Here is a 19,565-nt window from a genome sequence, read left to right as displayed (position 1 = left end):
CGCGCCAATGGCGGACGGCTCGTTACGACCGGAGTACCAACTTACCGTCCGCGTACGGCAGGACCTTGGCGCGCGGCAGCTGCACGAGGACCTCCTCGCGGACTGGCACTCCGTCCTCCCGCGGCCTCTTGACCCTGACGGGTTGCCCGGCGACCTCGACCTCGAGCACGCGCTGCGCGCCGTGGTCGCTGACGCTCCGCAGCCGGCCGGGAAAGGTGTTGGGGCCGGGGTCCGTGACGATCTTGACGTATTCGGGCCGGACGCCGACCTGGACCTCGGTCGTGCCGCGGGGGACGTCCCAGGCGACGGACAGTGGCCGGCCGCCCAGCGCGAAGGGCCCGTCGCCGCGGTCCAGGGTCAGGAAGTTCATCGCCGGTGAGCCGATGAAGTAGCCGACATAGGTGGACGAGGGCGCCTCGAACAACTGCTCAGGGGTGCCTTGCTGCACGGCGCGGCCGTCCTTCATGACGAGCAGTTCCTGTGCGAAGCTCATCGCCTCGTACTGGTCGTGCGTCACATAGATCACCGTCGGCCGGAACTGCTCGGTGATCTCCCGGATCCTGCGCCGCAGCGAGTGCTTCAGCTGCGGGTCGATCACCGTGAGCGGCTCATCCATCAGGACGGCCGCCACGTCGTCACGGACCAGGCCGCGGCCGAGTGAGATCAGCTGCTTGTCGTCGGCGGTGAGCCCGCGAGCGGGCTGCCCCAGCCGGTCGTGCAGGTCCAGGGCCTCGGCGACCTGGCGGACCTTGGCGTCGATCCTCGCCTTGTCCCAGCGCCGGCACCGCAGCGGGAAGGCAAGGTTGTCGTAGACCGTCATCGACTTGTAGATGACGGGGAACTGGAAGACCTGGGCGATGTTGCGCGCCTTCGTGGGCAGGGCGGTGACGTCGACGCCGTCGAACAGCACCCGCCCCCGGGACGGTCTGACCAGGCCGGACAGGATGTTCAGCAGCGTCGTCTTGCCGCAGCCCGAGGGTCCGACCAGCGCGTAGGTCTTGCCGGACTCGAAGGTCAGCTGCAGCGGCTTCAGAGCCCACCGCTCCTCCTCGGCGCCCGGGGCGTACGCGTGCCCGACGTCGACGATGTCCAACTGCGCCATGTCAACGCCCTTCCACTGAAACGAGATCGTATGAAGGTGTCCGCACGAGCGCCCCCTGCTCGTCGAAGGCGAACAGCCGGTCGGGACGGAGCCGGAGTTTGACCAGGTCGCCGAGGGCGAGGTCGTGGATGCCCTCGATCTGTACGACGAAGGGGGTCTCGCCGACGACCACATGGACGAAGGTCTCGGAGCCGGAGATCTCGACGTACGTCACTTCGCCCTCGACTCCGCTGGAAGCCAGGCTGACGTCGGTGGCGCGCAGGCCGAACTGGTAGGCACCGTCGGGCAGGTCGGCCAGGTGCGCGGAGACGTGCGTGGCCTGGAAGCCGGCCACCGTGACCTGGCCGCCCTCGAGCCGGCCCGCGAAGATGTTCATGGGCGGGTCGTTGACGATGGACGCCACCGTGGTGGTCGCCGGGCGTTCGAAGACCTCCTGCGGGGTGCCGGTCTGGAGGATCCGCCCCTCGTGCATGACCAGCACCACGTCCCCGAGCATCATCGCCTCGGCGGGTTCGGTGGTCGTGTAGATGACGATCGCGTCGCCCTGGTCCGAGAAGAGGGCCTTGAACTCGTCGCGCAGCTGTTCGCGCAACTTGTAGTCCAGGTTCGCCAGTGGCTCGTCGAGCAGGAGGATGCCGGTACCGCGGGCCAGGGCGCGAGCCATCGCGACGCGCTGCTGCTGGCCGCCGGAGAGCTGGGCGGGCTTGCGCTTCTCGAAGTCCGCGAGCCCGACGCTCGCGAGGGCCTGCCGGACCCGTCGCCGGATCTCGTCCCGTGACAGCCTGGCCCGCTTCAGTGGGAAGGCCACGTTGTCGAACACATTGAGATGCGGGTAGTTGATGAACTGCTGGTAGACCATGGCGGTGTCGCGCCGCCACACCGGCGTCTTCAGGAAGTCGGCTCCCGCCAGGGTCAGCGAGCCGGAGTCCACCTTCTGCAGGCCGGCCAGGGCCCGCAGCAGCGTCGTCTTCCCGGCCATGGTCCGGCCGATGACGGTGTGGAGCCGTCCCGGCCGGAAGGTGGCGGTCACGTTGTTGAGGTGGTCGACGCCGTCGACGGTCAGGCACAGATCAGTGGCGTTGAGGTTCATCGGACGGCTCCCGACAGGTTCCCCTTGGACAGCAGGCGCTCCACCCACAGGGCGAGCAGGATCAGTGGTGCCACGCCGAACAGTGCGGCGGCGGACAGCGTCCACCAGGGTGGAATGGAGGAGTTGAGGGCGACGACGGCCTGGGGCAGGGTCTGGACCTCGGTGAAGGTCAGCCGGAAGGCGAAGAAGAAGTCGTTCCAGCCGAACACGGCGCAGAACATCGCCGCGACGGTCAGCCCGGGCAGGGAGTTCGGCAGGATCGCCCGTACGAAGGTCTGGAACGGTGGGTAGCCCTCCAGCATCGCCATTTCGTCGATCTCCCGGGGGATGCCGTTGAAGAAGTCCACCATCACCCAGACCGCGATCGGCAGCAGGAGCGCGACCGTCACGATGACCAGGCCCGGGATGGTGTCCAGGAGGCCACCCCACTGCAGGAGGTAGAAGAACGGGATCACCAGGACGACGGGCGGCATGATGCGTTGGGAGACGAAGAAGAAGACGATGTCGCTGTTCTTGATGAAGCCCAGCCTGAACCGGTACCGGGACAGCGCGTAGGCGGCCAGCGACCCCAGCGCCAGGCTGATGGCGGACGCGGCGATCGTGACGATGGCACTGTTGATGAAGGGATCGATCACATCGATGCCGCCGGCTCCGCCGAAGATGTTGCGCCAGCCGGTGAGGGTGGGCTCGAACTGGGCCCAGGGGACGTATGTGGGGCCGCCCTGGACGGCGTTGGCGTTCTTGAAGCTGGTCGTCATCGCCCAGAAGAACGGTCCCGCGACGAAGCAGGCCCACAAGGCGATCACGGTGTACTTGAACATGGGATAAAGGCGCGACCTCATGAGTCCCCCTTCAGCTTGAGGGCCCTGGTGAGCAGGGCGGCGACGACCGTGAGCGTGAGGATCATCAGGACGAGGTAGGTCAGGGACATCGCGCCGCTGTAGCCGGTCTGCTGGTCCCGGAGCCCCTGGATGTACAGGTAGTAACCCGGGGTCTCCGTGGAGGACCCCGGCCCGCCGGACGTCAGGACGTAGACGCTGTCGGAGAGCTTGGACGCCTCGATCAGCCGGATGATGACCGCCGCGACCGAGACCGGTGCCATCAGCGGGAAGGTCACCTTCCAGAAGGTGCGCCAGGTGCCGGCGCCGTCGATCGCGGCGGCCATGAACGGTTCCTTGGGCAGGCTGAGCAGGCCGGCCAGCAGCAACAGGAACATGAAGGGGGTCCACTGCCAGACCTCGACGGTCATCAGCGCGAACAGGGCCGGACCGGACTCGGTGAGCCAAGGTATTTCCGTCAGGCCCAGCATCCCCAGCAGGTCGTTTACCGGTCCCAGCGACTCATGGAAGATCGTCTGCCAGATGGCGGCCATCACCACGGGCGTGGTCATCATGGGGACGAGGAAGAGCACCCGCCAGAATCTGCGGCCGCGTACCTCGCGCCAGACCAGCAGAGCCATGCCGAACCCGATGAGGTACTGGATCAGGACCGTGCCGCCCGCCAGCAGGATCAGCCGGGTGATGGAGGCCCAGAAGCGGCTGTCGTGCAGCATCGCTGTGTAGTTGGCCCCTCCGATGAAGTCCATCTGAGGGTTGCTGACGTTCCAGCCGGAGAAGCTGACGCGGATGGTGAACAGAAGCGGGAAAATGATGATCAGGAAGAGCGTGAGCAGTCCCGGCAGCAGGAACATGCTCTTGTGCCGGCGCAGGCCGTCCATGGTTCTCCTTGCGGAAGGGGGCGGGAGTCCCCGGGGGGCCGGCCGGTGCGGACCGGCTACCCGGGGCGCCCTGCGTTCGGATCAGGACTTGTCCTCGAGCGCGACCACGTTGCGGTAGGCGCTTCGGACCTTGTCCTTGCCGATCTGATCGGTGATCTTGGCCCACTCCACGGCCACGCCGTCCAGTGCCCGCTGCGGGGACTCCTGGCCGGCCAGCGCCGCGGCGACGCCGCCGGCCAGCGCGGACATGTACTGGTTGACACCGGGGACACGCAGGTCAAAGACGCGGTTGGGGTTCTCTTCCATGCCGGAGAGGGTGTTCACGTACGCCTTGGCGACGTCCTTGTCCCAGCCCTGCTCCTCCCAGAACACCGGGTCGAAGTGGGAGATGCGGTAGGGGTTGACGCCGAAGCGTCCGATGGTCAGGTCGAGCGCGGTGTTGGCCTCGTTGCTGAAGAAGCACAGGTAGTCGAAGGCCATCTCCTGGTGGCTGGACGCCTTGGTCACTGCGGAGGTCCATCCCCAGGTGAAGTAGGCCGCCTTGTTCGGCTTCTTGTCCCACGAGTTCGTGGTGCGGTTGTAGACCTCCGACGAGCCCGGCAGCGGCGCCGCCTCAACGCTGTTGCGGATCCTGCTGTCCGGCTGCTGGGCCTGGATGAAGGCGTCGTCCCAGGAGTAGGACATCAACGTCTGGCCGCCTCCGAAGGAGAAGATCTCGTCCCCCAGGCCGAAGTTGGCGCCGCCGGGTGCCCAGGTGGACTTGGCCTTGACCATGTCCTCCAGGGCGCGCACGAAGCCGGGCGTGTTGATCAGCGGCTTCATGGTCTCGACGTCGAAGAAGACACCGCCCTTGACGTCCGGGTTCTTCACGTACGGTGCCGCCCGGCTGATGAACGCGGAGAAGGTGAGGTCGTCGCGCTTGGTGACCTCGGCGCTGCCGTAGTTCTTCTTGCCGTCGCCGTCGAAGTCCTTGCCGCTGAAGGCCTCGGCTATGTCCTGGTATTCGGCCCATGTCGTGGGAACCTTCAGGTCCTTGCCCGTGGCCTTCTTGTACTGCGCCTGCCAGTTGGGGTCCTTCAGTACGTCGGTGCGGACCTTGAGGTAGTGCCGGTCACCGTCCACCGGGTACTGCACGACCTTCCCGTCCCAGGTCGCCACGTCCATGTAGGCCACGGTGACGTCCCGCATGCCGGTGGTGTTGAGGTACTTCTCCGGCACCGGTGCCAGGTACGGGGCCATGTCGCCGATCCACAGGGACGGGTAGAACATGACGTCGTACGCCGGCTGGCCCGCCTGGAGGGGCGTGAGGATCTTCTGGTGCAGCTCGCCGAAGGGGACGTTGACCACCTCGACCTTCCCGCCGGTGATCTCCTCGAACTGCTTGGCATGCAGTTGCGTCGGCTCACCGATGACCGGGACGGCATGGCTGATGATCTTCAGTGTCTGTCCGGAGTAGTCCTTGCGGCTGATCGACTCGTAGCTGCAGGCGCCAGGGACGTCCTTGACCTTCGTCGCCGGGTAGTTCTTGCCGTACTTCTGGTAGCTGATCTGCGAGCCGGGCTTGAAGAGCGCGGCCTTCTCCTTGGGCTTGTGCTGAGCCTCGCTCTGGGCGGTGCACGCGGTGGCGGTCAGGGCCGCTACGGCCGCGAAGGCGACCAGGCCCGGGTACGGTCTGCTGCGCATGGGGCTTCTCCTGCGGTATCAGGGGATCAAGATCGCTCGGCCGCGTACGGCGCCGGCGTGCAGGTCGTCGAGGGCCTGCCGGAAGGAGGCGAGGGGGTAGCGCTGGGTGTGCAGGGTGACCTTGCCGCGGGCCGCCAGGACCATCAGTTCGGAGAGGTCGTTGTAGGACCCCACGAGGTTGCCGATGAAGTTGATCTCCGTGGAGATGACGTCGATCGTCGGCACGTGGAGGTGGCCGCCGTAGCCGATGACGTAGTAGTTGCCGTTGCGGCGCAGGCAGGCCACGCCCGTCTCGACGGCGCCGCCCTCACCGACGAAGTCCAGGACTGCTTCCGCACCGTGCCCCGCGGTGAGGTCCCGTACGCGGTCGGCTTCGGTGCCGTCCGCGAGGAGCGTGTGGTCGGCGCCGAGTTCCTTGGCCAGTGCGAGGGCCTCGACGCTGCGGTCGATGACGATCATCTCGACCGGCGACAGGGCCCGCAGCACCTGTATGCCGATGTGTCCGAGTCCGCCGGCGCCGATGACCACGGCCCTGTCACCGGGCCACAGGGCCCGGGCCGCCTTGGCGACGGCGTGGTAAGCCGTGAGCCCGGCGTCGGCCAGGGCCGCCACCGAGGCCGGCTCCAGGGACGGGGCGAGGGGCACGACCGATCGGGCGTTGGTCTTGAGGTACTCGGCGTAGCCCCCGTCGGTGTCGATACCGGGGAAGGCCGAGTTCATGCAGTGGACGTCGTCGCCGTCCCGGCAGGCGCGGCACAGACCGCAGGTCACCAGCGGGTGCAGAATGACCGGGTCACCCACCTCGACGTTGGTGACGGCCTCCCCGACCTCCGCGACCCAGCCGGCGTTCTCGTGACCGATCGTGTACGGAAGGGCGACCCCGCTCTTCTCCCTCCACTGTCCTTCGAGGATGTGCAGATCGGTCCGGCAGACTCCGGCGCCCCCGATCTTCACGATCACATCCAGCGGGCCGGTGATCTGCGGGTCCGGTACGTCCACGAGCACGGGCGGCTCGTCGTACTCGATGACCTGCACGGCTTTCATGGCGGCTCCCTGCGAGTCGGCGGGGTGGGTGGTGCGCCGATTACACAGGCGGCCGATCGCAGGTCGATGTCTCAGAATCCGTCCGCGGATGTCTCAATGTGGTACACGCCGTAGGCGCGACGCAGCCGAGCTGTTCCAATCACTGCACCGAGGAACGTGACGCGCGCCGCACGGGAGTGTTAAATGCCCCGACATCAACCCGGAAACTCACTGAGCACAGCCAGAGAGCTCTATCTGGAAGCCACCAACGATCCGAGCGCCAGGCCACTCGTGGTCGCCTCATGGCAACGCTCGATCGAGTACAAGGTGAAGTCGGGCAGCCTCGACGCTCCCTACCTGGACAACCCCAATCTGGACAGCCCCCTTGCCAGGGCGGCGCTGCCCATCCTGGACACGCTGCACGAGCAGCTCGCCGACGACCCGGTCTCCACCATGATCACCGACCGGAACGGCGTCGTACTGTCCCGGAAGGTGTCCCACGACGGCCTGACGACGCACCTCAACCGCGTGCGTCTGGCCCCGGGCCATGTGTTCTCCGAGCGCTACGTCGGCACCAACGGCATCGGGACCGCGCTGGCCAGCGGCCGCCCCGTCGTCATCGCCGGAAGGCAGCACTACGTCGAAGAGCTGCGGGACTTCCACTGCGCGGCCGTACCGATCCTGCATCCCACCCGTGGCAGCCTGCTGGGAGCGTTCAACCTCACCACCATCCGCCAGGGCTCCGACGGCATGCTGATGGCCTTCGCCCGCTCGGTCGCGGCCCAGATCGAGGCCGAGATCGCGGCGATCACCTCGCGGCGCGAGCGGGCCCTCTTCCAGGACTACATGGAGGCGTGCTCCTCGACGCGCCCGGGCCCCGTGCTGGCACTCAACCGCGACGTCGTCATGATGAACGAGCAGCTCCGCGCCGCCGTGACCGGGCCCGACCACGATGCGCTGCTCGACCACGCCCGTGAGATCGCCGACCATCACAGGCTGGAGGGGACCCGCAGCATCGCCCTGCCCTCGGGGCGGGTCGCCGAGCTGAAGGTCAGTCGCTGCCGGCGCGAGGACAGCGACGCGGGCGCCGTCTTCCGAGTCCGGCTGATCGGAAGGGCCCAGCCCACACCTGCGGTTTCCGCCGCGCCGGTACGCTCCAACCTGGGACTGGTGGGCTCGTCCCCGCACTGGCTGCGCGCGGTCGCCGACAGCGAAGCAGCGTTCGTCGCCGGGACATGGCTTCATCTGCTGGGCGAAGCCGGCGTCGGTAAGAGGACGCTGGTCGAGGCCCTGCACCGAGCCCACGGCGCCGGGCGTCGGCTGGAGATACGGGAAGCGCCACTGTCGGATTCGCCTGCCGTCACCGAGCGCTGGCTGCACGACATCGAGGAGCTGCTCGTCGTGCCGTCCAACGTGCTCGTCCTGCGCGATGTCCACCTGCTGGGCGACAAGCAGCGGCAGCGGCTGACGAACCTGCTGGCGCGGTGGGACGGCAGCGAGACCGGGCAACTGGTCATGACCAGCCAGCCGTCGATGGTCGGCGCCGACGACGAGCTCGACCAGCTCTGCGGCGCCTTGGTGGAGGTACCTGCCCTGCGTCATCGTTATGGGGACAGCGAGCACCTGGCGCGGTTCTTCCTGCGCAAGTACCGGCCGAGCGGTGCGAGCGGGTTCTCCCCGGATGCGCTGACCCTGCTGCAGCGATGTCCCTGGCCGGAAAACGTACGGCAGTTGGAGTCGGTGATCCGGGGCCTGGCGCGGCGGCCTTCGGGCCAGGCGATCCATGCGGAGGACCTGCCGCCGGAATGCCGGGTGTCGTCGAACAAGGTCCTCACGACCATCGAGGCGCTGGAACGTGACGCCATTCTGCGTGGGTTGATGGACCGCGACTCCAACGTCCAGCGGACCGCCCAGGACCTCGGGATCTCCCGCGCCACGATGTACCGCAAGATGCGCCGCTACGGGATCGTTCCGTCGAGCCTGACCTGAGTTTTCCGCGGGCACCCACACCGGCCCACTGCCCGTGTCACCGCCCCGACCTGCGCTTACACTGAGCCCATAAGGGACGTTCGTGACGTACCGGAACCATCGTGCGCTATCAGCGGATGCTCGTACCGGCCCTCGCCCTGGCCCTCGTAATGGTGCCCGCGATCTCCGCGCGGGCGCAGGGTGAGGAAGTCCCGCGCGGACCCACGTTCGCCGCGCGCGCTCTGCAGGCGCTGATCGACGGTATCCAGTTCGGAGTGATCATCGCGATCACATCGGTCGGGCTCTCGCTGATCTTCGGCACCATCCACCTGATCAACTTCGCGCACGGTGAGTTCGTCACGATCGGCGCCACCTTCGCGTTCTTCCTCAACGCCTCCGCCGCCGGCCCGGGCTGGCACCTGATTCCCGCCGCCCTCGCCGCGGTGGTCTTCGGCGCCCTGCTGGGCGGTGCGGTCGATCGCGGCATCTGGCGCCCGCTGCGGGCTCGGGGTACCGGGCTGATCAACATGTTCATCGTCACCATCGGGCTCTCGCTGCTGCTGCGCCACGTCGTACTCGTGCTGTACGGAACCCGGCCCGCCTCCTACGCGCAGTACGACATCCAGAGCACGATCGACCTGGGCCCGGCCGGCATCACCCCTCGGGACCTCACGGTCACCCTGCTCGCCGTGCTGGTGCTGCTCGGCATCGCCGCGCTCCTGCAGAAGACGCGGATCGGCACGGCCGTCCGGGCCGTCTCTGCCAACCGTGACCTCGCGGAGGCGTCGGGCATCGACGTGCAGCGGGTGGTGCTGTTCGTGTGGATGCTGGCCGGTGGACTGGCCGCACTCGGCGGGGTCTTCTTCGGCCTGGTGGAGATCGTCACCTGGGACATGGGCTTCAAGCTCCTGCTGCTCATGTTCGCGGGGGTCATCCTCGGCGGCCTCGGCTCCGCCTACGGTGCGATGGTCGGCAGCCTCGTCGTCGGCATCGTCGCCCAGATGTCCACCCTGTGGTTCCCGGTCGACCTGCAGTACGCCTGGGCGCTGCTCGTCCTCATCCTCGTCCTCCTCGTCCGGCCGCAGGGCATCCTCGGCCGGGCCGAACGCGTCGGGTGAGGAGCGCGCCATGGACTTCTCGGCCATCGTCTCCGACGCACTCCGCTCCGGAATCGGCCCCATCGCCGCCGCCTACGCCCTCGCCGCGATGGGGCTGAACCTGCACTTCGGTTACACGGGGCTGCTGAACTTCGGACAGGTCGGATTCATGCTGGTCGGCGGTTACGGACTCGCCATCACGGTGTCGACGTACGACGGCCCGATGTGGCTCGGCGTCCTGGGCGGAATCGCCTGCGCGATCGTGCTGGCCCTGCTCCTCGGCCTGCCCACCCTGCGGCTGCGCGCCGACTACCTCGCGATCACCACGATCGCGGCGGGGGAGGCGCTACGGCTGTTCTACCGATCCAGCTGGGCCGAGCCGGTCACCGGCGGGGTGTTCGGGCTGCAGAGATTCGCGAACGACTTCTACGAACTCAGCCCCATCGAGCCCGGCACCTACGGCGTGTGGCTCGTGAGGTTCAGCTCCCGCGACCTCTGGGTGATGATCGTCGGATGGGCGCTGGTGCTCGTGGTCGGAGGTCTGCTGGCCCTGCTGATCCACAGCCCCTGGGGCCGTGTCATCCGGTCGATCCGTGATGACGAGGACGCCACGCGCAGCCTCGGCAAGAACGTCTACGCGTACAAGATGCAGAGCCTCGTGCTCGGCGGCGTCATCGGGGCGGTCGCAGGCATGATGCAGGCGATCCAGGTGCAGTCCGTGAACCCGGACAACTACGATCCGGGCGTCACGTTCTTCCTGTACACGCTGCTCATCCTCGGGGGTGCAGGGCGGATCCTCGGGCCGGTCGTCGGCTCGATCCTGTTCTGGTTCGTCCTCAGCTTCCTCGACAGCGCGCTGCGCCAGGCCATCGACGCCGAGTACATCTCGCCGGACCTCATCAGCACGTCGGAGGTCGGCGCGGTGCGCTTCGCCCTGGTCGGGGTCGCCCTGATCCTGCTGGTCGCGTTCCGGCCACAGGGCATCCTCGGCAGCCGGAAGGAGATGCTGCTCAGTGGCCGCTGACCCTGTCGTATCCCGCCCGGGCCGGCTCTCCGCGGTCGCCCCCGAGCCGGGGGTGCGCAAGCCCGACCCGCTGCTGGTCCTGGACCAGGTGACCCGTACCTTCGGCGGCCTCGTCGCCGTGTGGGTCGAGCACCTGGAGGTGCAGCGTGGGGCCATCACGGCGCTCATCGGCCCCAACGGCGCCGGCAAGACCACTCTGTTCAACGTGGTGAGCGGGTTCGACCGGGCCGACGGCGGCCGTTGGTCGTTCGACGGACAGCTGCTCACCGGCACCCCGGCATACCGGGTGGCGCAGCGGGGACTGGTCCGTACGTTCCAGCTCTCCAGGGCGCTCGCCCGGCTCACGGTGCTGGAGAACCTGCTGCTCGCCGCGCCCGGGCAACGCGGCGAGCGGGTGCTGCCCGCGCTGCTGCGACCGCTGTGGCGCGGCCAGGAGCGGGAGTTCGAGCGCCGGGCCGACGAACTGCTGGACCGCTTCCGGCTCGGTCCACTGCGCGACGACCATGCCGGCACGCTCTCCGGTGGTCAGCGCAAACTGCTGGAACTGGCCCGCGCGCTGATGGCCCGGCCGGTCATGCTCCTGCTCGACGAGCCGATGGCCGGGGTGAACCCCGCGCTGACCCAGTCGCTGCTCGGACACATCACGCAGCTGCGCGACGAGGGGCTGACGGTGTGCTTCGTAGAGCACGACATGGACGTGGTGATGGGCATCAGCGACTGGGTGGCCGTCATGGCCGACGGCCGACTGGTGGCCGAGGGCCCACCGCACACGATCAGCCGGAACGCCGCCGTAGTGGACGCCTACCTGGGCAAGCAGCACGACGAGCCGGAGGCGACCGAGGAGAAGGGCGAGGAGGAGTAGCGATGTCCGCCGAGGAGCAGGCACCGGTGCTGGCGGCCGACGACATCGTCGCCGGGTACGTCCCCGGTGTCGATGTGCTGCGTGGATGCAGCGTCGAGGTGCGACCGGGCGAGGTGGTCGGCGTGATCGGCCCCAACGGCGCCGGCAAGTCGACGCTGGTCAAGGCCGTCTTCGGGCTGCTGCAGGTGCGCGGCGGGACCGTGCGGCTGCGCGGCGAGGATGTGACCGGCCGGCCCGCGCACGAGCTGGTCCGGCGGGGCGTGGGCTACGTACCGCAGCTGCAGAACGTGTTCCCCACGCTGACCGTCGAGGAGAACCTGCGGATGGGCGTGTATCTGCGGCCCAAGGACCACGCGCGGCGGGTCGCAGCCGTCGAGGAGCTCTTCTCCGTTCTGGCCGACCGCCGCAAGCAGAAGGCCGGCGCGATGTCCGGCGGCGAACGCCAGATGCTCGCGATGGCCCGCGCCCTGATGATGGAGCCGCAACTGCTGCTGCTCGACGAGCCGTCTGCCGGCCTGTCACCGCTCCATCAGGACCACGTCTTCGACCGGTGCAGAATGATCAACAGCGCGGGCGTAGCCGTGCTCATGGTCGAGCAGAACGCCCGCAGGTGCCTACAGTTCTGCGACCGCGGCTACGTCCTGGACCAGGGCCGCAACGCGTACACCGGCACAGGTGCGGCCCTGCTGCACGACGAGAAGGTGATCGAGCTCTACCTCGGCACGCTCGCCCGCGTCCGTTGACCACCGATTCCTCGGTCCTGCCTGTCAGTCCTCCCGGTCACTCCTCGGCCTTGCTGGTCTCGGTACGCAGGGTCTGCAACTGTCCCTCGTCGTTGTAGCCGTACACCTCGATCGACGCCTGGCCGGGTTCGCCCTTGTCGGTGAAGTCGAGCGGACCGCTCACACCGTCGTAGTCGATGTCCCTGCCGTCGGCGAGCAGCTCCTTGCAGGCGGCGAACGAGTTGCACTTCTCGCCGTCCTTGGTGATCCCGTTCATCTCCTTCACGTACTCGCCGGGGTCGTCGGACTCCGCCTTCTCCGCGGCGAGCGCGATCGTCGTCACGCAGTCGAACACCTGCGGTGCGAACTGCAGCTCCTTCAGGTCCGGCGCGAATTCCTTGAGGTCCTTCACGTACTGCTCGTTCGACGCCGATGCCGGTGCTGTCCCCTTCATGCCGGAGAGCCTCTCCGGCTGGCCCGGGGCGACGAGCGAGGGCAGTTCCTCGCTGCGCAGTCCGTCGGCGCCGTAGACGCCGATCCGGTCGGGCCCGAGGCCGGACTCGATCATGCCCTGCAGGATCTGGGTGCCTTCCTCGAAGGCGATCACCACGGCGGCGTCCGGCCTGGAGTTCTCCACCTGCTGGACGACCTGGTCGAAGTTGCTCGCCTTCGGGTCGTAGGTCTCGGCGAGCGTCACCGTCGCACCGCGTTCCTCCAGCGACTTGCGGGTGGCCTCCATCAGGCCGCGCCCGTAGTCGTCCGCCCGTGCGACCAGGGCGACCCGGTTGTGGCCGTCGTCGCGGACGACATCCGCCAGGATGGGTCCCTGCAACGCGTCGCTCGGGACGGTACGGAAGTAGAAGCCGTCGTCCTCGTAGTCGGTGAAGGTGGGAGCGGTGTTCGACCCCGAACACTGAACGACACCCGCTCCGGTCACCCGGTCGATGAACGCCAGCGACATGCCGGAAGCCGCGGCGCCGACGATCGCGTCCACGCCTGCCGCGAGGACCCGGTCCGCCGACTGCGCGGCAACGGCCTCCTGGCCCGCCTCGTCACTGGAGACCGCATTCGGCACGGACTTGCCCAGGACCCCGCCGGCGTCATTGATCTTCTCTATCGCGAACTTCAACGACTCGATCTGGGGTGGGCCGAGGTAGGCCAGCTGTCCCGTCTCCGGCAGGACGTAGCCGAACTGGAGTTCACCATCACCCGGCTCGGCCTGGGCAGTGCCCGTCGTACCGCAGACGGCTATCACAAGAGCAGCCGCGCTTGCGAAGATCGCGGACCGCCGTATCGACGCTTTCATCTCCGCCTCCGCTCGTCACAGGCGGCGGTGGTCGACTGGCCGGCCGTCCGCCCGCCATCTGTACATGAGGGTAGAACTCAATTGGAGTCCGGAAAAGTGCAAACGTAAACTTTTGCGATGTTCGCGCTTGTCGCCCCGGCCGCGTCAGTGCCGCCGCCGGGTGGCGGCACGCAGCACGACGTATCCAGGAACAGCGCGTTCCAGCGCCGCCACCGCTGCCTTCTGGCCCGGCGCAGAGGCCACCGCGGCTTGGACCGCGGGTAGCGCGTAAGCCTGTGAGCCAGGCTCTTCAGCTCGATCCGTGGCCTCGCGCCCTTGCGCTGCGCCAGGCCACGGAATCGCGGCTGTGCCCTGTTCCCGAGCAGTCGGCACACGCCCTGGGGCATGAGCGGCTCGTCGGGCGAGCGGGCTACGTCGAAAGCCTTCCGGTACTGCTCGGGAAGAGCCTTCTCGTCCATTCCCTTCTCCCGATGTGGCCCGAGGAGCACCGCCGGGCCCGCGGGCTTGCCCGGCAGCCGCCTCCGCGTGCAGCCGGGCAAGCACCCGCTCCGCGACCACGAGTTCCTCCTGCTCGGCCCGGACGGTCTCCAGTTCCTTGGTCGTGCCCTCGGGCGGGGCGGGCTCAGCCCTTGGGCAGGGTGTAGGTCCGCGCCGCGGGCACCTCGTGGGCCGGTTCGAGGTTCGTGAGGCCGCCGGGGGCCGTCTTCGACGGCTTGTGGATGAAGGACTGGTACGTCGCCGGCTTGGTGCGGTCCGAGAAGTTCAGCGGCACGCCGAGCACCGTGAGCTTGGCCTGCTTGCGGTGCGCCGCCGCTATGCCCTCGCGGGTCAGGTCCTTCGCCTTGCAGGCCGCCTTGAGGTCCTCGCCGAGGACGCTGATCGCGTTCCAGCCGCTGACGACACCCGGGTCGAGCAGGTCCTTCGGGTACTTCGCCTTGTAGTCCTTGGCCAGCTTCTCCATGGCGGGGTTGTCGGCGAACGCCGGGGCGGGGCTCACCACTTGGAGCATCTTCTCCAGGGCGGGTCCGACCGGGGTCGCCATCAGCTGCGGGGCGAAGCCCGGCGAGCTGGTCAGGACCGGGACGGTGAAGCCCGCGGCGGCGGCGGTGCCGACCAGGGCGGCCGTCTGACGCGGACCGGCGCTGATCAGGATCGCCTTGACGCCGGCCTGCTTGAGCGCGGTCACCTGGGCGGTCAGGTCCTGGTCGGTGGGCTTGATCTTCTGCCCGACGACCTTCAGCTTCGCCTTCTTCGCCGCGTACTCGGCACCGGCGAGCGCGTTCTCGCCGTACTCACCCTCGAAGTAGACGTGGCCGATCTTGTCGCCCGCCTTCAACTTGGCCGTACGGACGACGTGGTCGACGCCGTTGATCATGTCGATGTCGTAGGTGGATCCGACCACCTGGACGTATTCGCGGCCCAGCAGGGTGGAGGCCCACGCCATCGGGAACGTGAGCAGGTGCTTGGACTCGAGTTCCTGCGACAGCGAGGACACCACCGGGGAGCCGACCATCTGGGACACGGCGGCCACGTTCGGCTCGGTCTCGGTGAACGCGGACACGGCCTTCTGGACGTCGTAGCCGTGGTCCTTGACGGTGATCTTGACGGTGCGGCCGCAGATGCCGCCGGAGGCGTTGAGCTGGTCGGCGTACAGCTGCTGGGCGTTGACGATGCTCTTGCCGAGCGAGGCGTACGGGCCGGTGAGGTCGGTCAGCGCGCCCAGGGTGATGGTCTTCTCCGTCACTCCGGGGCCGGTCTTGACGCCGTCGCTGTCGGCGCCGTTCGCGTCGGTACCGCTCTTGGTGCTGCAGGCCGTGGCGCTCAGGGCGAGTGCGGCGATGACGGCTGCGGCCGGGGCAAGTCGGGTGCTTCTCACGGGGTGTGCTCCTTAGGGGCGGTGCGGGTGCGGAGAGGGAAACGCCGGGTGCGGGGGGAGCCGTCGCCCTTGCGGCGGGGCCGTCTGTGAGCCAGTCCGGCCAGGCCGCCTGGGGCGAAGATCAGAACGAGGACGATCGCGGTGCCGTAGAGGTAGCGGGCCGCGTCGCCCGGGGACACGCCGGATCCCGTGGTGCCGGGAGCGGTGAGCAGGGGAAGGTCGTCGGCGTACTTGGTGAGCAGGTGGGGGATCAGGGCGACGAAGACCGCGCCGCAGGCCGCGCCGCCTACCGAGCCGAGGCCGCCGATGACGATCATCGCGAGGTAGTCGATGGACAGCAGCAGGCCGAAGTGGTCGGGGACGACGCGCTTGAACACCAGGGCCAGCAGGGCGCCGGCGGCACCCGCGTACATCGAGGAGACGATGAACGCGGAGGCGCGGTAGCGGGTGAGATGTACTCCCATCACGGCGGCGGCGACCTCGCTGTCGCGTACGGCGCCGAGGGCCCGGCCTGGGCGTCCCCGCAGGATGTTGCGGGCGGCGAGCCAGGCCACGGCCACCAGGGCCAGGCCGACGTACCACAGACGCTCCAGTCCGCCGAATGGGACGCCGAGGACGGCGAGCCCGTCGGGGGAGGTGTCGGTGAAGGAGAAGCCGAAGATGTCCAGCGGCGGTACGGAACGGCCGTTGAAGCCGCCGGTGACATGTGGGGCGTTGAGCATCATGTGATGGCCGAGGAAGACCAGGGCGAGGGTGGCGATGCCCAGGTACATGCCGCGCAGCCGGCCGGAGATGGGGCTGAACAGCCCGCCCGCCGCGCCGGCGAGCACGATCGCAAGCACGAAGGCGAGGACCGGCGGGAGACCGAGGCCGTACAGGCTGCCGGCACCGGTGCCGGACGGCTCGGCCGCCAGCCACACATAGCCGTACGCGCCGACGGCGAGGAAGAAGGCGTGGCCGAGGGAGAGCTGTCCCGTCGTCCCGGAGAGCAGGTTCAGCCCGATGGCGCCGATGACGGCGGCCATCGCGAACAGGCCCGTCTGGAGCCAGAACGAGGTGACGTAGAAGGGGAGGGCGAGCAGGAGCACTACGCCGGCGGTCAGAGTGGCCGCGCGCCGCCCGCGGGGGGCGCGCCTGCCGGACCACCGAGCCTGGACGGGTGGGGAATCAGCGGGCGCGGGGGCGGGAGCCGCCACGGTGTCGACGGTGCCAGTGGTGTCGACGGTGTCAGTGGTGTCAGGGGAGCCAGTGGTGTCGCGGGTGTCAGACACGGGTCAACTCCTTCGATCCGAAGAGACCGGTGGGCCGGACCAGGAGCACGAGCACCATCACGAGATAGGGGGCCACATCGGAGAATCCGGCGCCCAGGACGCTGAGTTCGTTCTGATAGCCGGCGGCCATCGCCGCGGTCAGGCCGATCACCAGACTTCCGATGAGTGCGCCGACGGCCGAGTCCATGCCGCCGAGGATCGCCGCGGGGAAGGCGCTGAGGGCGATCTGACTGGTCGTACGATCGAGTCCCGGCGCGGGGAACGCGGCGAGGAACACGGCGGCGAGCGCGGCCAGCGCCCCGGCGACGCACCAGGCGATGAGCCGTACGCGGTCCAGCCGTATCCCCATCAGCGCCGCGGCTTCCGGGTCGGCGGCGGCGGACCGCATGGACAGGCCCCAGCGGGACCAGCGGAAGGCGGCGAAGAACGCGCCGATGACGATGATCGCGACGGCAATGCTCGCGATCCGGGCGTCGGCGACGGTGATGCTGCCGAGCCGGGTCACATCGGCGCCCCAGGGGTCGCCCATGGTGAGGTAGTCGGCGCCGACCTGCCGGTTGAGTTCGGTGCTCAGCAGGACGTCCACGCCGATGGTGAGGATGGTCAGCGTGTGGATCTCCGCGCCGCGCAGGCCGCGTGTGGCCAGCAACTGGACGAGTCCGGCGAGGGCCGCGGCGAGCGCGGCGCCGACGAGGACGGCGGGGATGAAGCCGATGGCGTCGTGGAGGCGGGCCGTGACGTAGCCGCCGAAGAGCAGCAGGGAGCCGTGCGCGAAGTTCATGACGCCGGACGCCTTGAAGATCACGACGAAGCCCAGGGCTATCAGCGCGTAGACGGAGCCGAGTGCCAGGCCGTTGAGGACGGTTTCGGTGAGCTTGATCATGATGCTTCCTCCGAGTCGCGCTCGGTGTCCTGGGCGGTGTCCGGGGCGGTGCCCTCGGCGGTGTCCGTGCCGGTGCCCGTGCCCGTGCCCGTGCCCGCGCCCGTGTCCGTGTCCGGGTCCGCGGCAGTTCCCGGTTCCGGCTCGGCTTCCGCTTCCGGCTCGGTGTCCTGGACCGGGGTGCCGAGATACGCGCTGATGACCGCCGGGTCGTTCTGGATGCGCTCGGGCGGCCCGTCCGCGATGAGGCGGCCGAAGTCGAGCACGGTCACCGAGTCGGCGATCCGCATGATCAGCCCCATGTCGTGCTCGACGATGAGGATCGAGATGTTCAGGGCGTCACGCACCCGGGCGATCGTCTCGGCCATTGCCGAGCGCTCGGTGGGGTGCATGCCGGCGACTGGCTCGTCGAGCAGCAGCAGTCTGGGCTCCATGCAGAGCGCACGCGCCATCTCCACCCGCTTGCGGTCGCCGTACGCGAGCCCGCCGACCGGCTTGTCGAACGCCGGGCCGAGGCCCAGGAAGTCGGCGATCTCGGCCGCGCGCTCCCGGTGGCGGCGCTGCTCGCGCACCGTATGGGGCAGCCGCAGCGCGCTCGCCGTGAAGCCTGCCCGGGTCAGCCGGTGGCGGCCGAGCATGAGGTTGTCGGCGACGGTCCCGTGGGTGAGCACGATGTTCTGGAAGGTGCGGGCCACGCCGAGCTGAGCGATGCGGTGCGGTGCGAGGCGGGTGAGGTCCTTGTCCGCGTACCGGACGGCTCCGGTGGTGGCGCGGTAGACGCCCGAGATGACGTTGAAGCAGGTCGACTTGCCCGCGCCGTTGGGGCCGATGAGCGCGTGGATCGTGCCCGGCGCGACCGTGAAGGACAGGTCGTCGAGGGCGACCAGGCCGGAGAAGCGCACGGTCAGGTTCTCGACCGTGAGGGCCGGGACCGGGTCGGGTCCGCTGTCCGGGCGGGGGGCCGTAGCGGCCTCGGGGGTCGTGGGCGTCGTGCCGATGCTCATCCGTTCCACCTGCCAAGCTCCGTCAATCCCGGTCCCGTCACGGACGGGGCGCTGGCGGCCGTCGCGTACGCGGCGTCGCCGTCGGCGTCGGGCGCGCCGCAGCCGGTCTCGTACGTCTCGCCCAGGTACAGCCGTCGCACCTCGTCCGCCGCGGCGAGGTCGGCCGACGCCCCCTCCAGCCGCACCTGGCCGACGTCCAGCACCGACGCGCGGTCGGACAGCTCCAGGGCCATCGCGGCGTTCTGCTCGACGAGGAGGATCGAGGTTCCCTGGGCGTTGATCTCACGGATGATCTCCGCGATGCGCTGGACCATCAGCGGTGCGAGCCCCAGTGAGGGCTCGTCGAGGAGCAGCAGCCGCGGCGCCGCCATCAGTGCGCGGCCCATCGCGAGCATCTGCTGCTCGCCGCCGGACATCAGCCCGGCGGCCTGCCGCCGCCGCTCGGCCAGCACCGGGAACTGCGCGAAGACGCGCTCGCGGGCCGCCCGCAACTCGGCGCGGGAGCGGGATGCCGACCCCAGGAACCCGGCCCGGAGGTTGTCCTCCACCGAAAGGGCGCCGAAGATCCGCCGGCCTTCGGGCACCTGCACCACGCCGGCGGCCACGGACCGCGCGGCGTCGCCGCTCAGGCGTACGCCGTCGAAGTGCACCGTGCCGCGCTCGACCGTGCCGCGGTGCAGGGCGAGGGTCCCGGAGACCGCACGGAGCAGCGTGGACTTTCCCGCTCCGTTGGAGCCGAGTACGGCCACGATCCGACCCTGCGGAACGGTCAGTGACACCCCGTGGAGCGCCTGCACGGACCGTCCGTAGCTGACGTGCAGATCGCAGACCCGAAGGGTCCCGGCCTCGGTCTCAACCTGGGTCTCAGCCTCGGCCTCGGCCTCGGTCTCTGGTGGGCTCATCAGGGCGTTCTCCTTGCTCATCGTCGAGCGGGCGCGTG

The 19,565-nt window shown here is 68.9% G+C and carries 17 protein-coding genes; 5 read left to right on the top strand and 12 right to left on the bottom strand.

The window, feature by feature from the left end:
• Positions 1–22 precede the first annotated feature (22 nt).
• From EHO50_RS09750 to EHO50_RS09725, 6 genes are all read right to left on the bottom strand, one after another.
• Positions 23–1,102 carry an ABC transporter ATP-binding protein gene (locus EHO50_RS09750; protein ID WP_128429488.1) on the bottom strand — a complete coding sequence of 360 codons (1,080 nt, stop codon included), beginning with the start codon at positions 1,100–1,102 and terminating at the stop codon, positions 23–25.
• 1 nt (position 1,103) lies between these two features.
• Positions 1,104–2,192: an ABC transporter ATP-binding protein gene (locus EHO50_RS09745; RefSeq protein ID WP_128429487.1), complete on the bottom strand. Its 1,089-nt coding sequence runs from the start codon at positions 2,190–2,192 to the stop codon at positions 1,104–1,106.
• Positions 2,189–3,034: a carbohydrate ABC transporter permease gene (locus EHO50_RS09740; protein ID WP_128429486.1), complete on the bottom strand. Its 846-nt coding sequence runs from the start codon at positions 3,032–3,034 to the stop codon at positions 2,189–2,191. Before EHO50_RS09740 ends, EHO50_RS09745 begins: the two co-directional genes overlap by 4 nt.
• A complete protein-coding gene (locus tag EHO50_RS09735) occupies positions 3,031–3,909 on the bottom strand; it encodes a carbohydrate ABC transporter permease (protein ID WP_128429485.1) in 879 nt (292 codons plus the stop codon). Before EHO50_RS09735 ends, EHO50_RS09740 begins: the two co-directional genes overlap by 4 nt.
• Positions 3,910–3,990: 81 nt before the next feature.
• Positions 3,991–5,592, bottom strand: a complete 1,602-nt coding sequence (locus EHO50_RS09730) for an ABC transporter substrate-binding protein (protein ID WP_128429484.1) — start codon at positions 5,590–5,592, stop codon at positions 3,991–3,993.
• Positions 5,593–5,610: 18 nt separating this feature from the next.
• Positions 5,611–6,636, bottom strand: coding sequence for an NAD(P)-dependent alcohol dehydrogenase (locus EHO50_RS09725; protein WP_128429483.1), 1,026 nt, complete (start codon positions 6,634–6,636; stop codon positions 5,611–5,613).
• A 183-nt stretch (positions 6,637–6,819) separates the two neighbouring features.
• Between EHO50_RS09725 and EHO50_RS09720 the strand changes: the two genes are divergently transcribed.
• From EHO50_RS09720 to EHO50_RS09700, 5 genes are all read left to right on the top strand, one after another.
• A complete protein-coding gene (locus tag EHO50_RS09720) occupies positions 6,820–8,604 on the top strand; it encodes a sigma-54-dependent Fis family transcriptional regulator (protein ID WP_128429482.1) in 1,785 nt (594 codons plus the stop codon).
• 101 nt (positions 8,605–8,705) lie between these two features.
• A complete protein-coding gene (locus EHO50_RS09715; RefSeq protein WP_220096428.1) occupies positions 8,706–9,701 on the top strand; it encodes a branched-chain amino acid ABC transporter permease in 996 nt (331 codons plus the stop codon).
• 10 nt (positions 9,702–9,711) lie between these two features.
• Positions 9,712–10,704: a branched-chain amino acid ABC transporter permease gene (locus EHO50_RS09710; RefSeq protein WP_128429481.1), complete on the top strand. Its 993-nt coding sequence runs from the start codon at positions 9,712–9,714 to the stop codon at positions 10,702–10,704.
• Entirely contained in the window at positions 10,694–11,566 is an 873-nt protein-coding gene (locus EHO50_RS09705; RefSeq protein WP_128429480.1) for an ABC transporter ATP-binding protein, read from the top strand. The genes EHO50_RS09710 and EHO50_RS09705 overlap by 11 nt, the downstream gene beginning before the upstream one ends.
• A gap of 2 nt (positions 11,567–11,568) precedes the next feature.
• On the top strand, positions 11,569–12,309 hold the full coding sequence (locus tag EHO50_RS09700) for an ABC transporter ATP-binding protein (protein ID WP_128429479.1): 741 nt from the start codon (positions 11,569–11,571) through the stop codon (positions 12,307–12,309).
• Between the two features lie 37 nt (positions 12,310–12,346).
• On the opposite strand, the gene EHO50_RS09695 is transcribed toward EHO50_RS09700, so the two are convergent.
• The 6 genes from EHO50_RS09695 to EHO50_RS09670 all read right to left on the bottom strand — a co-directional run bounded on the left by EHO50_RS09695 (position 12,347) and on the right by EHO50_RS09670 (position 19,527).
• The gene (locus EHO50_RS09695) at positions 12,347–13,594 is read right to left on the bottom strand and encodes an ABC transporter substrate-binding protein (protein ID WP_128429478.1); all 1,248 of its coding nucleotides are present in this window, start codon (positions 13,592–13,594) and stop codon (positions 12,347–12,349) included.
• Positions 13,595–14,216: 622 nt separating this feature from the next.
• Positions 14,217–15,470 carry an ABC transporter substrate-binding protein gene (locus EHO50_RS09690; protein ID WP_128429477.1) on the bottom strand — a complete coding sequence of 418 codons (1,254 nt, stop codon included), beginning with the start codon at positions 15,468–15,470 and terminating at the stop codon, positions 14,217–14,219.
• Positions 15,467–16,741, bottom strand: a complete 1,275-nt coding sequence (locus tag EHO50_RS09685; RefSeq protein WP_128429476.1) for a branched-chain amino acid ABC transporter permease — start codon at positions 16,739–16,741, stop codon at positions 15,467–15,469. The genes EHO50_RS09690 and EHO50_RS09685 overlap by 4 nt, the downstream gene beginning before the upstream one ends.
• Positions 16,734–17,624 carry a branched-chain amino acid ABC transporter permease gene (locus tag EHO50_RS09680; RefSeq protein ID WP_128429475.1) on the bottom strand — a complete coding sequence of 297 codons (891 nt, stop codon included), beginning with the start codon at positions 17,622–17,624 and terminating at the stop codon, positions 16,734–16,736. The genes EHO50_RS09685 and EHO50_RS09680 overlap by 8 nt, the downstream gene beginning before the upstream one ends.
• The gene (locus tag EHO50_RS09675; protein ID WP_128429474.1) at positions 17,621–18,625 is read right to left on the bottom strand and encodes an ABC transporter ATP-binding protein; all 1,005 of its coding nucleotides are present in this window, start codon (positions 18,623–18,625) and stop codon (positions 17,621–17,623) included. The genes EHO50_RS09680 and EHO50_RS09675 overlap by 4 nt, the downstream gene beginning before the upstream one ends.
• Positions 18,622–19,527 (bottom strand): ABC transporter ATP-binding protein, encoded by a 906-nt coding sequence (locus tag EHO50_RS09670; RefSeq protein ID WP_128429473.1) that lies wholly within the window; start codon positions 19,525–19,527, stop codon positions 18,622–18,624. Before EHO50_RS09670 ends, EHO50_RS09675 begins: the two co-directional genes overlap by 4 nt.
• Positions 19,528–19,565: the final 38 nt, after the last annotated feature.

The sequence above is a fragment of the Streptomyces cyaneus genome (assembly GCF_004028635.1).
GTDB lineage: Bacteria > Actinomycetota > Actinomycetes > Streptomycetales > Streptomycetaceae > Streptomyces > Streptomyces cyaneus.
The sequence above is the reverse complement of the archived record's forward strand: the minus strand, read 5'-3'. Positions and strand labels throughout refer to the sequence as shown.

What these genes read in the sequence shown, in the direction of transcription:
- EHO50_RS09750 (WP_128429488.1), bottom strand. Translation starts at nt 1,102, where the DNA reads ATGGCGCAGTTGGACATCGTCGACGTCGGGCACGCGTACGCCCCGGGC.
- EHO50_RS09720 (WP_128429482.1), top strand. Translation starts at nt 6,820, where the DNA reads ATGCCCCGACATCAACCCGGAAACTCACTGAGCACAGCCAGAGAGCTC.
- EHO50_RS09675 (WP_128429474.1), bottom strand. Translation starts at nt 18,625, where the DNA reads ATGAGCATCGGCACGACGCCCACGACCCCCGAGGCCGCTACGGCCCCC.
- EHO50_RS09680 (WP_128429475.1), bottom strand. Translation starts at nt 17,624, where the DNA reads ATGATCAAGCTCACCGAAACCGTCCTCAACGGCCTGGCACTCGGCTCC.
- EHO50_RS09695 (WP_128429478.1), bottom strand. Translation starts at nt 13,594, where the DNA reads ATGAAAGCGTCGATACGGCGGTCCGCGATCTTCGCAAGCGCGGCTGCT.
- EHO50_RS09740 (WP_128429486.1), bottom strand. Translation starts at nt 3,034, where the DNA reads ATGAGGTCGCGCCTTTATCCCATGTTCAAGTACACCGTGATCGCCTTG.
- EHO50_RS09730 (WP_128429484.1), bottom strand. Translation starts at nt 5,592, where the DNA reads ATGCGCAGCAGACCGTACCCGGGCCTGGTCGCCTTCGCGGCCGTAGCG.
- EHO50_RS09745 (WP_128429487.1), bottom strand. Translation starts at nt 2,192, where the DNA reads ATGAACCTCAACGCCACTGATCTGTGCCTGACCGTCGACGGCGTCGAC.
- EHO50_RS09735 (WP_128429485.1), bottom strand. Translation starts at nt 3,909, where the DNA reads ATGGACGGCCTGCGCCGGCACAAGAGCATGTTCCTGCTGCCGGGACTG.
- EHO50_RS09670 (WP_128429473.1), bottom strand. Translation starts at nt 19,527, where the DNA reads ATGAGCCCACCAGAGACCGAGGCCGAGGCCGAGGCTGAGACCCAGGTT.
- EHO50_RS09710 (WP_128429481.1), top strand. Translation starts at nt 9,712, where the DNA reads ATGGACTTCTCGGCCATCGTCTCCGACGCACTCCGCTCCGGAATCGGC.
- EHO50_RS09700 (WP_128429479.1), top strand. Translation starts at nt 11,569, where the DNA reads ATGTCCGCCGAGGAGCAGGCACCGGTGCTGGCGGCCGACGACATCGTC.
- EHO50_RS09725 (WP_128429483.1), bottom strand. Translation starts at nt 6,636, where the DNA reads ATGAAAGCCGTGCAGGTCATCGAGTACGACGAGCCGCCCGTGCTCGTG.